The sequence below is a fragment of the Pseudoxanthomonas sp. X-1 genome (assembly GCF_020042665.1).
Lineage (GTDB): Bacteria > Pseudomonadota > Gammaproteobacteria > Xanthomonadales > Xanthomonadaceae > Pseudoxanthomonas_A > Pseudoxanthomonas_A spadix_A.
This window is the reverse complement of sequence record NZ_CP083376.1, coordinates 3,117,446-3,131,805: the sequence shown is the minus strand read 5'-3', so window position 1 is coordinate 3,131,805 and position 14,360 is coordinate 3,117,446. Positions and strand designations below refer to the sequence as shown.

General features: G+C 72.8%; 12 protein-coding genes. 2 read left to right on the top strand and 10 right to left on the bottom strand.

Going from position 1 to position 14,360, the window contains the following annotated elements:
- Nucleotides 1–368: 368 nt before the first annotated feature.
- The 9 genes from LAJ50_RS13965 to LAJ50_RS13925 all read right to left on the bottom strand — a co-directional run bounded on the left by LAJ50_RS13965 (nucleotide 369) and on the right by LAJ50_RS13925 (nucleotide 7,957).
- Entirely contained in the window at nucleotides 369–842 is a 474-nt protein-coding gene (locus tag LAJ50_RS13965) for a hypothetical protein (RefSeq protein WP_138655194.1), read from the bottom strand.
- A 262-nt stretch (nucleotides 843–1,104) separates the two neighbouring features.
- On the bottom strand, nucleotides 1,105–1,968 hold the full coding sequence (locus tag LAJ50_RS13960; protein WP_138655192.1) for a pirin family protein: 864 nt from the start codon (nucleotides 1,966–1,968) through the stop codon (nucleotides 1,105–1,107).
- Nucleotides 1,969–2,249: 281 nt separating this feature from the next.
- Entirely contained in the window at nucleotides 2,250–2,954 is a 705-nt protein-coding gene (gene nfi, locus LAJ50_RS13955) for a deoxyribonuclease V (protein ID WP_138655190.1), read from the bottom strand.
- Nucleotides 2,951–3,520 carry a histidine phosphatase family protein gene (locus LAJ50_RS13950; protein ID WP_171044684.1) on the bottom strand — a complete coding sequence of 190 codons (570 nt, stop codon included), beginning with the start codon at nucleotides 3,518–3,520 and terminating at the stop codon, nucleotides 2,951–2,953. Before LAJ50_RS13950 ends, nfi begins: the two co-directional genes overlap by 4 nt.
- Entirely contained in the window at nucleotides 3,520–3,711 is a 192-nt protein-coding gene (locus LAJ50_RS13945) for a DUF3606 domain-containing protein (RefSeq protein WP_130549776.1), read from the bottom strand. The genes LAJ50_RS13950 and LAJ50_RS13945 overlap by 1 nt, the downstream gene beginning before the upstream one ends.
- 92 nt (nucleotides 3,712–3,803) lie before the next feature.
- Nucleotides 3,804–5,591, bottom strand: a complete 1,788-nt coding sequence (locus tag LAJ50_RS13940; RefSeq protein WP_138655186.1) for an ABC transporter transmembrane domain-containing protein — start codon at nucleotides 5,589–5,591, stop codon at nucleotides 3,804–3,806.
- A gap of 139 nt (nucleotides 5,592–5,730) precedes the next feature.
- Nucleotides 5,731–6,327, bottom strand: coding sequence for a YigZ family protein (locus tag LAJ50_RS13935; RefSeq protein WP_138655184.1), 597 nt, complete (start codon nucleotides 6,325–6,327; stop codon nucleotides 5,731–5,733).
- Entirely contained in the window at nucleotides 6,324–7,406 is a 1,083-nt protein-coding gene (locus tag LAJ50_RS13930; RefSeq protein WP_224096326.1) for a hypothetical protein, read from the bottom strand. The genes LAJ50_RS13935 and LAJ50_RS13930 overlap by 4 nt, the downstream gene beginning before the upstream one ends.
- Nucleotides 7,403–7,957 carry an RNA polymerase sigma factor gene (locus tag LAJ50_RS13925; protein ID WP_130549772.1) on the bottom strand — a complete coding sequence of 185 codons (555 nt, stop codon included), beginning with the start codon at nucleotides 7,955–7,957 and terminating at the stop codon, nucleotides 7,403–7,405. Before LAJ50_RS13925 ends, LAJ50_RS13930 begins: the two co-directional genes overlap by 4 nt.
- 234 nt (nucleotides 7,958–8,191) lie before the next feature.
- Between LAJ50_RS13925 and LAJ50_RS13920 the strand changes: the two genes are divergently transcribed.
- A complete protein-coding gene (locus tag LAJ50_RS13920; protein ID WP_138652479.1) occupies nucleotides 8,192–11,092 on the top strand; it encodes an EAL domain-containing protein in 2,901 nt (966 codons plus the stop codon).
- On the opposite strand, the gene LAJ50_RS13915 is transcribed toward LAJ50_RS13920, so the two are convergent.
- Entirely contained in the window at nucleotides 11,089–12,828 is a 1,740-nt protein-coding gene (locus tag LAJ50_RS13915) for a VWA domain-containing protein (protein WP_138652481.1), read from the bottom strand. The genes LAJ50_RS13920 and LAJ50_RS13915 overlap by 4 nt on opposite strands.
- A gap of 181 nt (nucleotides 12,829–13,009) precedes the next feature.
- Between LAJ50_RS13915 and LAJ50_RS13910 the strand changes: the two genes are divergently transcribed.
- Nucleotides 13,010–14,248 (top strand): virulence factor, encoded by a 1,239-nt coding sequence (locus LAJ50_RS13910; RefSeq protein ID WP_224096325.1) that lies wholly within the window; start codon nucleotides 13,010–13,012, stop codon nucleotides 14,246–14,248.
- Nucleotides 14,249–14,360: the final 112 nt, after the last annotated feature.

The following is a 14,360-nucleotide window of genomic DNA, read 5'->3' as shown; positions in this document are numbered from 1 at the left end:
TTGCCGTAGGGCAGCAATCTGCCCTGCGGCGTCTTCCTGGGCGCGATCATTGATGGGTCCAACGGAACCTCATGCATCGATAGCACTCTGTCGATGCTGTCCAGATCCGCTTGAAGGCTCGCCGCTACCTGTCTCAGGCGATCGGCCTCATCGATTGAGGCCTTGGCCTTGCGTAACTGCGCTTTCTTGCTGCCGAGGGTTCGCGATCGACGGTCAACAAGCCATTTCAGGGAGGAGGGAGTCTTGGTCCGCATGCGATAAGGCTATCGATACGGGCCAAGATCATCATTGGGCGTTTGCGCCATCATGGCGGTCCCAACGCGAAAAGGCCGCCCTTTAGGCGGCCTTTTCGTTGTTGCAGGGGTGGCTCAGCGGCGCGGGTTCGCGTCGGCCATCGAGGCCGGGTCGAACCGCAGGTTGCGCACGGTGGCCATCGTCGCCTGCAGCGCGGCCTCGCTGGGGGCGTCGATCCACAGCTGCGCCCAGCGCTCGTCGCCCAGCTCGATCACCGCCATGCGGTTCTGGGCGTCGGGACGGTTGGCGATCCGGGTGTGGTACCAGCGCGCCTTGCGGCCGTCGATCTCGGTCTTCTCCTCGCGCGCGCCGGCCGGCTTGTCCGGCTCCTTGGTGGTGAGCATCACGCCGAAAGCCTGCTGCCCCCCGTCGTCCAGGGCCTTGCAGATCACCAGCGCGGCGGTGCCGCTCTGTTCCCAGCGCAGCCCGCTGCCGGCCGGCAACTGCGGACACGCGGCCGTGGACTGGCTGGCCGTGGACTGGGCGGACGCGCCGGCGGCGGCCAGCGACAGCAGCAGGCCGGCGGCGGAGGCAAGGCAGGCTTTCATCGAACGATCCCCAATGCGCAGGGCGCATCGCTTCAGGGCGATGCGCGGTGGATGGAAAACGAACGCCTCGCCCGGGCCATGCCGCGCACCCCTGGAGCTCCCCTGCGCGTCCGCACGCTGGTGCGGGCCGCCCGGTCGACGCGTCGTGTAGTCGATGCCGCCGCGCCTGGGCGCGTGCCGGCATCGCATTGCAACATAAGCCAAACCCGGCCCTGCGTGTTCATCCGGCCGCATGCGGCCGCCTTGGGGACTGTGCGCCGCGTCAACGTTCCGGCAGGGGGATGAACTCCGGATCGCCGGCGATGTGGCCGAAGCGGCCCTCGCGCCAGTCCTGCTTGGCCTGCTCGATGCGCTCGGTGGAGCTGGACACGAAGTTCCACCACAGATGGCGCGGGCCATCGAGCGGCTCGCCGCCCACCAGCATGGCCTTCAGCGGCGTCTTGGCGCGCAGCACCGGGCGGGTGCCGCGTTCGAGCACGATCAGGTGGCGCATCGGCACGTCGCTGCCGTCCAGCTGCGCCTGGCCGTCGAGGATGTAGAGCGCGCGCTCGACCGCGCTGTCGTCGATGGCCAGTTCGGCCTCCGGCGCCAGGTCCAGGGCGACGTTGAACGTATCCGAGTACACGCGCACCGGCGATTCGCGGCCCCAGGCGCGGCCGGCGATCACGCGCAGGCGCGCGCCGTGCTGGTCCCAGTGCGGCAGGGTGGCGGCGGCATGGTGGTAGAACTCCGGCGCGACTTCCTCGTCGGACTTCGGCAGCGCCACCCAGGTCTGCATGCCGTGCAGCGGCGCATGGTCCACCCGCTCGGCCTGCGGGCTGCGCTCGGAATGGGCGATGCCGCGGCCGGCGGTCATCCAGTTCACGTCGCCGGGACGGATGATCGTGTCCGAGCCGAGCGTGTCGCGATGGCCGATGGCGCCTTCCCACAGGAAGGTGACCGTGGCCAGGCCGATATGCGGATGCGGGCGCACGTCGATGCCGTGCCCGGCATCGAACTCGGCCGGCCCCATGTGATCGACGAACACGAACGGTCCCACGCTGCGCGCCTGCACGGTGGGCACGGCGCGGCGGACCTGGAATCCACCCAGGTCGTGCACGCGCGGTTCGATGACGGTGGCGGTCATGGGCGTCGGCTCCGGTTCGAAAGGCCGGCAGGATCGCATGCCGGCCGGGCGCGCGGCCTGACGATCGCGCACAACGGATTGTTGCAGTTCGGGTGGAAAGTAGACGCGCGTGTTCTGCTCCTTCCTCTTTGGCCGCAGGCCCAGGGGAGCTTGAAGTCGCGGCTAGCGACTGATGGGGACGGGTGCTCTTCGCGGGAAAGGCAACAGCAAAAGCACCCCCTCCCAGCCTCCCCCTTCGCTGCGCGAAAGGGGAGGGGCAACCGCGGAGTTCGAGGCCGCGGCTAGGCCAGCGGCAGCTGCGGTGTGTCGCCCGGCATCGGGCCGCGCCGTGAGGCCAGGCGGTCGGCCAGGCGGGTGGGTTCGGGCAGGCGGTAGCCGCGCAGCAGCGCGCGGGTCCAGGCCAGCGCGCCGTCCATCGTCATGCCGTACCCCGGCGAGACGATCAGCGGATTGCAGCGCAGCTTGCTGCGCAGGGCCCAGCCGATCTGCTCGCCGCGATGGATCAGCGGCGTGTGATCGCCCGGCTGCGCACCGGGTGGCTCGAACCGCCCGCACAGCACCTGCTTGGCCACGCCCAGGGTGGGCAGGCCGGTGACCACGCCGAAGTGCGCGGCGATGCCCAGCCGGCGCGGATGGGCGATGCCCTGGCCATCGACCACGACCAGGTCCGGCACCTGCGGCAGGGATTCCAGCGCCTGCACCAGCGCGGGCAGTTCGCGGAAGCTCAGCAGGCCCGGCACGTAAGGCATCGAGGTCGGCACGCGCTGCACGGTGCTGGCCAGCAGCTGCAGCGTGGCGCCGTCCAGCAGCACCGCCGCGGCACGCGTGACGCGGCCCTCGTCCTCGAAGCCGACGTCGAAGCCGGCGATCGTGCGCGGCGCCCCGGGCACGCGATCCTCCAGCAGCACGCTTGCGGCCAGCCGCTCCTGCAGCGCGCGCGCGCCGGGGATGCTGCCGTCCCAGCCGGCGAAGACCGAGGAGGTCATGGCGCGGGCCCGCCGTAGCGCATGTCCTGCACCTGCGCCGCGGCGTGCGCGGGCAGGTGAATGCGCAGCAGCCGGTCGACCTGCCCGGCGCGCATCGGACGCACGGTGCATCCGCACAGGGCGTCGGCGAGCGGCGCCAGCGTGTCGGGCTGGGCCACGACCAGCACCGTGTCGCGGTCGTACGCCGAGCGCCACTGGCGCGCGCTGTCCTGCGCCGGTCCCCGCGAGAAGTAGCGCAGGCGTTCGGCCCGCGGATGCTGCGCGGCCACAGGTGCCGCGGTCTGCTGGGTGCGCCTGAACTCATCGGTGTAGATCGCCACCAGCGGCGCGTCCGCCAACGCCTGCGCCAGCCGTTCGGCGCGCGCCTCTCCTGCGGGAGACAGCGGTGGATCCTCGTCCGCGCCGGCGACGGCGTCGGCGTTGGCCACCAGCAGGAACGTCGCCCCCGTCGCGCTCGCAGTCACGGTGCGCAGGGACGGCGCCGTGCCGCAGCCGGCCAGCAGCACCAGGCCGCCTGCGGCCGCGCCCAGGCGCGCGCGCCTGGAGACCGTGCGCACTGCGGGCATCAGGATTTCTGCGGGCGCGATTCGAGGTGGCGCTTGACCTGGTCGGTGGCGTCGCCGGCTTCCTGCACGGCCGCGCGCAGGTCCTGTTCGCTGACGTTGAAGTGCCGGGTCCAGTAGGCCAGCTCCCATTCCTCGGTCAGCTCGACCTTGGCGATGTCCTTGGGGATGCGGGAATTGTCGGCGGGGCTCATGGCGGGCTCGCGGTGCGGGAAACAGGCGACCAGCCTGCGAACGCGCACCGTAAAGGCGCGTGAGCCGCGCCGTGCGTCCGCACACGGTGACTTCAGTCGATGAACTGCAACCGCGCCAGTTCCGCATACAGTCCGCCCTGGGCCATCAGCGCCTCGTGCGTGCCCTGGGCGACGATGCGGCCGCGGTCCATCACCACGATGCGGTCGGCCTTGAGCACGGTGGCCAGGCGATGGGCGATGACCAGGGTGGTGCGCCCGGCCATCAGGCGCTCCAGCGCGCTCTGCACGGCGCGCTCGCTCTGTGCGTCCAGCGCGCTGGTGGCCTCGTCCAGCAGCAGGATCGGCGCGTCCTTGAGCAGCGCGCGGGCGATCGCGATGCGCTGCTGCTGGCCGCCGGACAGGCGCGCGCCGCGCTCGCCCAGCTGGCTGTCGTAGCCCTCGGGCAGTTCGCGCAGGAAGCCGTCGGCCTCGGCCGCCACCGCGGCGGCGCGCACCTGCTCGTCGGTGGCCTCGAGCCTGCCGTAGCGGATGTTCTCGGCGGCGCTGGCGGCGAAGATCGTCGGTGCCTGCGGCACCAGCGCGATCTGCTCGCGCAGCGCGGCGGTGTCGAGCTGGCGCAGGTCCAGCCCGTCGATGCGGATCGCGCCGGCCTTCACGTCGTGGAAGCGCAGCAGCATCGACAGCACCGTGCTCTTGCCCGCGCCGGACGGGCCGACCAGGGCCACGGTCTCGCCGGGGGCGATGTCCAGGGTGAAGTCGTCCAGCGCCGGCGCATCGGGCCGGGTGGGATAGCGGAATGCGACGTGGTCGAACTGCACCTGTCCGCGCAGCGGGCGCGGCAGCGCCAGCGGCTGGGCGGGCGCGCGCACGTGCGCGGATTCGTCCAGCAGTTCGCCGATGCGGCCCATGCCGCCGGCCGCGCGCTGCAGCTCGTTCCACACTTCGGCCAGCGAGCCGATCGAACCGCCGCCGATCAGCGCGTACAGCACGAACTGCGCCAGCGTGCCGGCGCTCAGGCGCCCGGCGATGACGTCGTGTGCGCCGGACCACAGCACCAGCGTGATCGCGCCGAACACCAGGGTGATCGCCCCGGCGGTGACCATCGCCTGGGCGCGGATGCGCTTGCGCGCGGTCTGCACCGCGACGTCCACCGCCGCTTCGAAGCGCGCCTGCTCGTAGGGCTCGCGGGCATGCGCCTGCACCGTGCGCACCGCGCCCAGCGATTCGCCGGCCAGGGTGTTGGCGTCGGCCACGCGATCCTGGCTGGCGCGCGCGATCCGCCCCAGCCTGCGCGCGCCCAGCACGATGGGCACCACCGCCACCGGGATGCCGACCAGCGCGAACGCGGCCAGGTGCGGGCTGGCGATGAACATCATCACCACCGAGCCGATCACCGTGACCGCGCTGCGCACCGCGACCGACATCGCGCTGCCGACCACGCTGCGCAGCAGCTCCGAGTCCGCCGACAGGCGCGAGACCAGCTCGCCGCTGCGGGTGCGGTCGTGGAACTGCGCATCCAGGCCCAGCAGGTGGGCGTAGAGCTGGCGGCGCAGGTCGGCCACCACGCGTTCGCCCAGCAGCGAGACGAAGTAGAAGCGCGCGGCGCTGGCCAGCGCCAGCACCACGGCCACGCCGAACAGGCCCAGGAACGCGCGATCGATGTTCGCCCCGCTGGAAAAGCCCTGGTCGATCATCTGCCGGAAGGCGTACGGCAGGCTCAGCGTCGCGGCCGAGGCCACCGCCAGCGCGATCAGCCAGCTCACGAACAGCCCGCGATGGGCGCGCACGAACGGCCACAGCGCGCGCAGGCTGCCCAGCCTGGCCTTGGGGCGCGTCGCCGGCGCGCCGGTGGCGGGAAGCGTCTGGGCTTGGGAGTTCATCGGTTCGGACAGCCAGTGAGGGAGAGAGCGCCGGGATCGCTCCGGCCGATCGCGTGCCGGTTGCCGGCGAGAAGGCGTCAGGCCGCCGCGGCCGGCCGGGCGCGCATCCTGCCATGGGTGGCGGTGGCGCGCGTGGTTTTCAATGCGCCGGTGCGGAGCCGCGGCAGCGCACGCGACCGCGGGTGGCCTCGCGCAGGGCGTCTTCCAGCGCCTGGCGGCGATCCAGCGGCAGCTGCACCTGCAGCACCGCGCCGGCGGCGTCGAAGGTCTCGGCGTCCTTGTGCGCGGCGAACGCCAGCAGCGCCGCGTGCACATGCCCCAGGTCGTCGAAGCCGCAGCCGATCTCCAGGCCGGCCATCGCCACCAGCGGCACGCGCGGCGCCTGCCGCAGCGCGCTGGCGGTGCTGCCGCCGTAGGCGCGCACCAGCCCGCCCACGCCCAGCTTGATCCCGCCGAACCAGCGCGTGACCACCACCGCGACCTGGTCGAAGCCGGCCCCGTCGATCGCCGCCAGGATCGGCCGGCCGGCACTGCCGCCGGGTTCCCCGTCGTCGCTGGAGCGGAACGCCTCGCCGACGCGCCAGGCCCAGCAGTTGTGGGTGGCATCGGCGTCGCTGACCGCGGCGATGAAGGCCATGGCGTCGTCGGCCGACGCCACCGGCCCGGCCTGGACCAGGAAGCGGCTGTGCTTGACCAACTGCTCGTGCCGCAGTGGCGCGGCCAAGGTGTCGCTCATGGCAGCAGCGCGCGCAGGTCCTCGGGGATCCGCTGCTCGGGATGGGCCTGGACGAAGGCGGCCAGGCTGGCGCGGGCCAGCGCGCCGTCGCCCTCGAAGCGATGGCGGCGGATGCGCTGCAGCCATTGCGCCGGCGGCAGGGCGCGATCCTCGGCCAGGGCGCGTTCCAGCGCCGGCGGCGCCTGATCCTGCGGCATGTCGATGGTGCGGGGCTGCGGAATGTCTCCGGCGGCCTGGACCTGGGGCGCGCGCAGGGCCTCGCCGGCCGGCGGCGCGGCGCGCCTGGCCTCGGGCTTGCGGTCTTCCTGTACTGCGGCGGTTTCGGCCTGGCGCTCGACCTCGCGCGACAGCGCCTGCACGGCCGCGGGAGCCGGCGGCGGCGGGGGCGGGGCGGGCGGGGCAGGCGGCGTGTAGAGCTCAGTCTTCCGCGCCGGCGCGGCCGCGGCCGAATCGGCGTCGACCTGCGCCCGATTGGAGGCCGACGGCTTGGGCGCGGCCTGCGCGGTCGCTTCCGGGGACTGGACGCGCGCCGGCTCGGCGGGCACGACGGCAGGCGCTTCCGGAGGCGGAGGCAGGGGCGCGGGCAGGGGGGGCACGGACGCGATGTCGCGCGGGGCCCGGCCTCGCGCGGCGTTCGCCGGGTGTGCTTCCTCAAGCGGCGCGCTGTCTGCCTCGGCCTCAGCCGGCGCGGGCGCGGCCTCGGGCGCGGTGGGCAGCACCAGCAGCGGCGTGGTCGTCGACGCAGGCGCCGGGCCTTCGTGAATGATCTGGGACGTGCGCTGCGGGCGCAGCTGCCAGGCCAGGGTCACGGCCAGCAGCAGCGAGGCGGCGACGCCCAGGCCCAGCGACCAGCGTCGGCGCGGGCGGCGCGCACGCGACGCGCCGAGGGCGACCGGGGGCGCGGGCGGCAGGGACGGGCCCGCCGCGTGCGTGGGCGCGGTCGCGTCCACGGCCGCGCGAGCCGCGGCCAGGATGCGCGCGTCCAGCGCCGGACCGGGCTCGCGCCGCGCATCGCCGGCGGCCAGGCGCTCGGCCAGGGCGCGTTCTTCCGGCGTCAGCGGTTCGCGCGGCGTGTTCATCGGCCCAGCCCCGTGCGCAGCTTGTCCATCGCATAGCGCAGGCGCGACTTGACCGTCTCGCGGCCCACGCCGGTGATCTGGCCGATCTCCTCCAGGGTCAGTTCCTGTTCCAGTCGCAACAGCAGGACCTCGCGTTGTTCGTCGGGCAGCGCATCCAGCGCGCGCTGCAACTCGCGGCGGGACTCGAACGCGCTGAGCTGCCGCTCCGGCGTGTCCGGATCCTCGACCCGTTCGGTCCGCGCGTCGGCGTCCTCCGGCGCCGGCGGGCGGTGCCGGAGCGCGCGCCAGTGGTCGTTGAGGCGATTGTGGGCGATCCGGTACAGCCAGGTGGCGAAGCGCGCCTCCGGCTGCCAGCTGGCGCGCGCGCCGATCACCCGCTGCCAGACGTCCTGGAACAGCTCGTCGGCCAGCGCGCCATCGCGCAGCTGGCGCAGCAGGAAGCGGTACAGCGGTCCGCGATGACGCGCGTAGAGCTGCTCGAAGGCACGCACGTCGCCGGCGGCGTAGGCCAGCATCAGGGCGTCGTCGGCGGGCTCGGCGGCATCGTTCACCACGGCTAGCCTAAGGGCTGAGGCCTGCGTCTCAAAGTCGGCAGGCCGCCGGACCCCGCGGCCGCGCGGGCGGAGCGGGCATCCGTATACTCGCGCGTTCGCTCGGGCCACAGGCATGGAAGGGCGAACGTCCAGGGGCCCGGAGCGGGGTCGCGCCACCATCACGCCGCTGGCAAGAAGCTGGCACGAAGTGTGCATTGGCTCCGATGTAATCGCCGCGACAGAGGGGAACAGATGCTTGGCCAGACCGCCACTGCCGTGCAGCAGGCCGGTGCCAGCGCCGTGGCGGCCGACGCCGTGGCGCGGGTGCTGTGCGGCCTGCTGCCCGAGGGGTCGCAGGTCGTGGCCTGCTGGCGGGACTGGGCGATCGGAGCCGGTGGCGCGATCAGCGAGGACGCCAGCCCCGCGCTGCGCCGGCGTGCCGAGCAGGCGCTGTGGGACAACCCGCAGCACGTGGTGCGCAACGAGGACGAACTGCTGCTGGCCTGGTCCAACCTGGAAGGCAACGCGCGCATGTCGCTGGCCGCCAGCCTCGCCGCGCCGCTGACGCCGGCGCAGGTCAGCGCCTGGAAGGCGGCCGCGCAGGCGCTGGTCGGCGCCGTGCTCGAGGCCGAGCGCGCCCGCGCCCGGATCGTCACGCTGGAGAAGTCCAAGCGCCTGCAGCAGGCGCTGTACGAGATCGCCGACCTGGCCAGCGCCGATCTGGAGATGAACGAAATGCTGGCCCGCATCCACGCGGTGGTCGGCTCGCTGATGTACGCGGAGAACTGCTACATCGTGCTCTACGACGACGTGCGCCGCACGCTGCGCTTCCTCTACTTCGCCGACCTGATCGACCCGTACGTGGCCGACCCGGAGCGCGAGTTCGGCGAGGACGAGATGCGCAACAGCGTGACCCTGGCGCTGCTGCACCATGGCAAGCCGATGCGCGGACCGTCGGCGGCGGTGAGCCAGCGTCTGGGTGTGACGCTGGACGCCAGTCATGGCCCGGAAAGCGTGGACTGGCTGGGCGTGCCGATGCGCCGCGACGACCGCGTGTGCGGCGCGATCGTGGTGCAGAGCTACGACACCCCGGCCAGCTACACCGACGAGGATCGCGCGCTGCTGAGCTACGTGGCCCAGCACATCCTGACCGCGCTGGACCGGCGCCACGCGCACGAGGAACTGGAAGCGCGCATCGAGGCGCGCACGCACGAGCTGCGGCAGACCAACCGCGAGCTGCAGGCCGAGATCCAGGAGCGTCGCCGCGCCGAGAAGCTGCAGGCCGCGCTGTTCCGCATCACCGACCTGGCCAATACCTCGACTTCGCTGGAGGAGTTCTACGCCGCCGTGCACGGGGTGGTGGACGAGCTGATCGTGGCGCGCAACTTCTACATCGCGCTGCTGGACGACGACAGCCAGACGCTGCACTTCCCGTATTCGGTGGACGAGCACGATCCGGTGCGCCGCTCGCGCCGCGCCATCCAGGGCCTGACCGAATACGTCATCCGGACCGGCCAGCCGCTGCTGGCCGAGGCCGAGGACGTGGCCGAGCTGGTGGCCAGCGGCCAGGTGATCCAGCACGGCCCGCCGGCGTACAGCTGGCTGGGCGTGCCGCTGGACCACGGCGGGGAGACCCGCGGCTGCGTGGTGGTGCAGAGCTATTCGAGCGAGGTGCACTACACCCTGCACGACCAGAACCTGCTGTCCTTCGTCGCCCATCACTTCGGCGCCGGCCTGGCCCGGCAGCGGGCGCGCGAGTCGCTGCGCGCCGCGCACCTGGAGCTGGAGGCGCGGGTGGAGGCGCGCACCTTCGAACTGGCCGAGGCCAACGCCAAGCTGATGGCGCAGATCGGCGAGCGCCTGCGCGCCGAGCAGCGTCTGACCTACCAGGCCACGCACGACGCGCTCACCGGGCTGCCCAACCGCGCCTTCCTGCTGGAAAGCCTGACCGCCGCGATCGCCCGCGCCCAGACCAATCCGGGGCAGCACTTCGCGGTGCTGTTCATGGACCTGGACCGCTTCAAGCTGGTCAACGACTCGATCGGCCACGCCGCCGGCGACGAACTGCTGATCGAAGTGGCCCGCCGCATCACCTCGCAGGTGCGCGAGGGCGACCTGGTCGCGCGCTTGGGCGGCGACGAGTTCGCCATGGTCATCGCCTGCCGGCGCGGCGCGCACGAGGCGGTGGAATTCGCCTCGCGCCTGCTGGAGGCGCTGAACCGGCCGATGTGGGTCGCCGGACGCGAGCTGTTCCCGGCCGCCAGCATCGGCATCGCCGCCTGGCACCCGCGCTACCAGCGCGGCGAGGACATGCTGCGCGACGCGGACGCGGCGATGTACCGAGCCAAGGCCGAAGGGCGCGAGCGCAGCGCGGTGTTCGACGAGCGCATGCGCGAGGCCGCCATGCAGAGCCTGGACCTGGAGGCCGACCTGCGGCGTGCGATCAACAGCCAGCATTTCAGCCCGTACTTCCAGCCGATCCTGCGCCTGTCCGATGGCGCGGTGATCGGCAACGAGGCGCTGCTGCGCTGGCATCACGAACGCCGCGGCCTGCTGCTGCCCGGGCAGTTCCTGGCCCAGGGCGAGGACAGCGGCCTGATCGAGCAGATCGACTGGCTGCTCTACGAGCAGGTGGTCGGCCGCATCGCCGCCGGCGTGGAAGGCTACGTCTCGGTCAACGTCTCGCCGCGGCACTTCCGTTCGCCCGACTTCGCCGGACGGCTGCTGCGGCTGCTGGACCAGCACCGCGCCGACCCCGCGCAGCTGCGCGTGGAGATCACCGAGATGGCGCTGCTGGACGATGCGCCACGCGCGCTGCGCATGCTCGAGCAGCTGCGCGCGCGCGGCGTGCTGGCGCAGCTGGACGACTTCGGCACCGGCTTCTCGGCGCTGTCCTACCTGCACCGCTTCCCGATCTCGGCGCTGAAGATCGACCGCAGCTTCATCGCCGGGCTGGGCGCCGAGCACCGCGAGGGGAGCCTGGCCCTGGTGCGGGCGATCCTGGCCCTGGCCGGCACGCTGGGCATCGAGACCATCGCCGAAGGCGTGGAGACCGAGCCGCAGCTGGCTGCCCTGCGCGAGCTGGGCTGCAACTACGCGCAGGGCTACCTGCTGGGCCGGCCCGGGCCGGTGCTGGGCGAGCGCGTGCCTTAACGCACCAGGGCCGGCGCCGCGGGCGCGGCGGCCACGCCGTCTCCCTGGGCAGGCGTCGTCAGCGCGCGGGCGGTGGTCGCCAGTTCGACGAACTCGTGGCGCAGGCCATCCGGATCCTGCCCGCTGGCCGCGCGCGCGGTGGCGATCACCTGGTCCCAGCCCCAGCCGTCGAAGCGTGTGCCGCCGCGCAGCAGGTCGGCATAGCCGGCCACCGCACTGGCGAAACGCAGCGAGGCACTGCCCTGGGTCCGGGCCGAGGAGGCCAGGATCGGCGCGTCGATCAGGCGGCTGGCGTCCTCGCCGGGGCGCTTGTAGCGCAGGCGCAGGTCGGCGATCTCGCGCGCATCGGCCGAAGGCCTCACCGGCGCGCCATAGCGCAGCGCCGGCAGGCGCGCCGCGTCCGAACCGGCCGGGGTCAGCTCGTACAGCGCGGTCACCTCGTGACCGGCGCCGATCTCGCCGGCATCGACCTTGTCGTTGGCGAAGTCCTCGCGCGCCAGGGCCCGGTTCTCATAGCCGATCAGGCGGTACTCGGCCACCGCCGCCGGGTTGAACTCCACCTGGATCTTGACGTCGCGCGCGATGGTCAGCAGCGTGCCCTGCAGCTGTTGCACCAGCACCTTGCGCGCCTCGCGGTCCGAGTCGATGTAGGCGTGCTGGCCGTCGCCGACGTCGGCCAGGCGCTCGGCCAGCGCATCGTTGTAGTTGCCCTGGCCGAAGCCCAGCGTGCTCAGCGCCACTCCCGATCTGCGCGCATCGCCCACCAGGGTCTCCAGCGCGCGCTGATCGACGGTACCGACATTGAAGTCGCCATCGGTGGCCAGCAGGACGCGGTTGCTGCCGCCGGGGATGAAGGCCTGGCGCGCCATGGCATAGGCCAGGGCGATGCCGGCGCCGCCGTTGGTGCTGCCGCCGGCCTGCAGCCGGTCCAGCGCGGCCAGGATCGTGGCGTGCGCATCGCCCGGGGTCGGCGGCAGCACCAGTCCGGCCGAGCCGGCGTAGACCACGATCGACACGCGGTCCTGCGCGCGCAGCTGCGGCACGAGCATCGCCAGCGACTGCTTGAGCAGCGGCAGCTTGTCCGGTTCGTCCATCGAGCCGGAGGTGTCGATCAGGAACACCAGGTTGGACGGCGGCAGCTCGCGCCTGGGCAGTTCGTAGCCCTTGATGCCGATCATCAGCAGCTGGCGCCGGGGATTCCACGGCGCCGGCGCCAGCTCGGTGGTCACGCGGAACGGTACGGCCCGGCGCTCGGGCGCCGGATGCCGGTAATCGAAGTAGTTGATGAATTCCTCGGCGCGCACCGCGTCGGCCGGCGGGCGCTGGCCAGCGCGGACCATGCGCCGCACGTTGCTGTAGCTGCCGGTGTCCACGTCGATGGAGAAGGTCGACACCGGCTGCTCGACGGTGCGCCGCACCGGGTTGTCGTCCTGGTGGGCGTAGCGCTCGGTGTTGACCGCGGGCGGGGGCGGTATGGGCGAGGGCAGGGGCGGCATGATCCCGGCCGGCATCGCCCTGCGCGCGCCGCGCTGGGGCGCGGGCGGCGGTGGCGGGGCGGGCGGCGCCGGCATGACCATGCGCTCGGCCTGGACGAGGGGTGCTTCGGCCACCGCGACCTTGGCGGTCTCCTGGGCCTGGAAGCGCGCCTGCGCTTCAGGCGAGGGGGGCGTCGAGGAACAGGCCGCCAACGTGGCGGCGATCAGCAGGGACAGGCAGGTGTGTGGCGTACGGGACATGTCGGTGACTCGTTGGGAGGGACGGGCCTGCAAACGCGCCAACCGCCGCGATGGGGTTGCGGTCGTGAATGACCGGCGGCCAGGCCAGTTCAACCGGGACGAAACGTCCGCACGGCCGGCGTGCGCGTTTGCCACGCCATGGCGCTAGGCTGCGCGACCTTTTCCTTCCTTCGGGAACCGTATGCGCATCCGCCCCTGGGTCCGTTGGACGCTGCTGACCCTGGTGTTGAGCGCGCTGGCGTGCGTGGCACTGGCCTCGCACCTGCGCCGCAGCCACCTGGGCCAGCCCTTCGGCGTGGCGCTGACCTTCGAGCCGGCCGGCAAGCCGCGCGGCGTGGTGGTGGTGATGGCCGAGCGCGCGCGACGGCACGGCGCGGCGGCGGAGCTGGCGCAGTCGCTGGCCGACCGCGGCCTGCTGGTGGCGCTGGTGCCCGCCGCCCAGGCGCTGGCCCACGTCGATCCGCAGCATTGCGAGCTGGTCGCCAACAGCGTCGAGCGCGTGGGCCGGCGCCTGATGCGCCAGGGCGAGGTGGACGCCTACTTCGCGCCGATGCTGGTCGGCGCCGACGCGACGGGCGGTGCGCTGGCGCGGCTGGCGGTGGCCAACGCGCTGCCGCAGACCGTGGTCGGCGCGGTGTTGAACGGCCTCGCCGCGGCCGCGCCCGCCGGCTGTGCGGTGGCGCCGTCCTCGGCCGAGCAGGGCTTCGTGCTGGAGCAGGCCGGGCCGCAGGCGGTGGCCGATGCGGTAGTGTCGCACCTGCCGCGGCCGGAGCCGGCGTTCCGCGGCCTGCCGCTGATCGAACTGCCCGCCGCCGGCAGCCATCGCCTGGCGATCTTCATCTCCGGCGACGGCGGCTGGCGCAGCCTCGACAAGGGCGTCAGCAGCGGCCTGCGCGCGCAGGGCGTGTCGGTGATCGGCTGGGACAGCCTGCGCTACTTCTGGTCGCGGCGCACGCCGGAGGAGACCGCCGCGGACCTGGCGGCGGTCATCGACGAATACCGCCGGCGCTGGCATGCCGACGAGGTGGAGCTGATCGGTTATTCCTTCGGCGCCGACGCCATGCCCTTCCTCTACAATCGCCTGCCGCCCGCTACCCGCGCCAGCGTGCGCTCGATCTCGCTGCTCGGCCTGGGGCACGAGGCCTCGTTCCGTGTCTCGGTCGGCGGCTGGCTGGGGACGCCGTCCTCGGACGATGCGCCGGTCGAGCCGGAGCTGGCCAAGCTGCCGCCCGGTGTGCTGCTGTGCGTCTACGGCGAGGAAGAAAAGGACACGCTGTGCCCGACGCTGGCCGCGCGCGGCATCCGCGTGGCCAAGACCGCAGGGGGGCATCATTTCGACCATAACGTCCCGGCGATGGTCGAGCGCCTGCGCGCCAATTTCGAGCGCAACGCCCCCGCGCCCGAATCTCCGGCGCGGTAACCGGCCAGGCGCGGGCCTCCCATGCGCCAGGTCTGCGCGTCACCCCTCGTTGGCGAGACTGCTGCAAGCCCGCACCGGTCGATGGTCTTCGACGGCAGCGGCGTGGACGTGC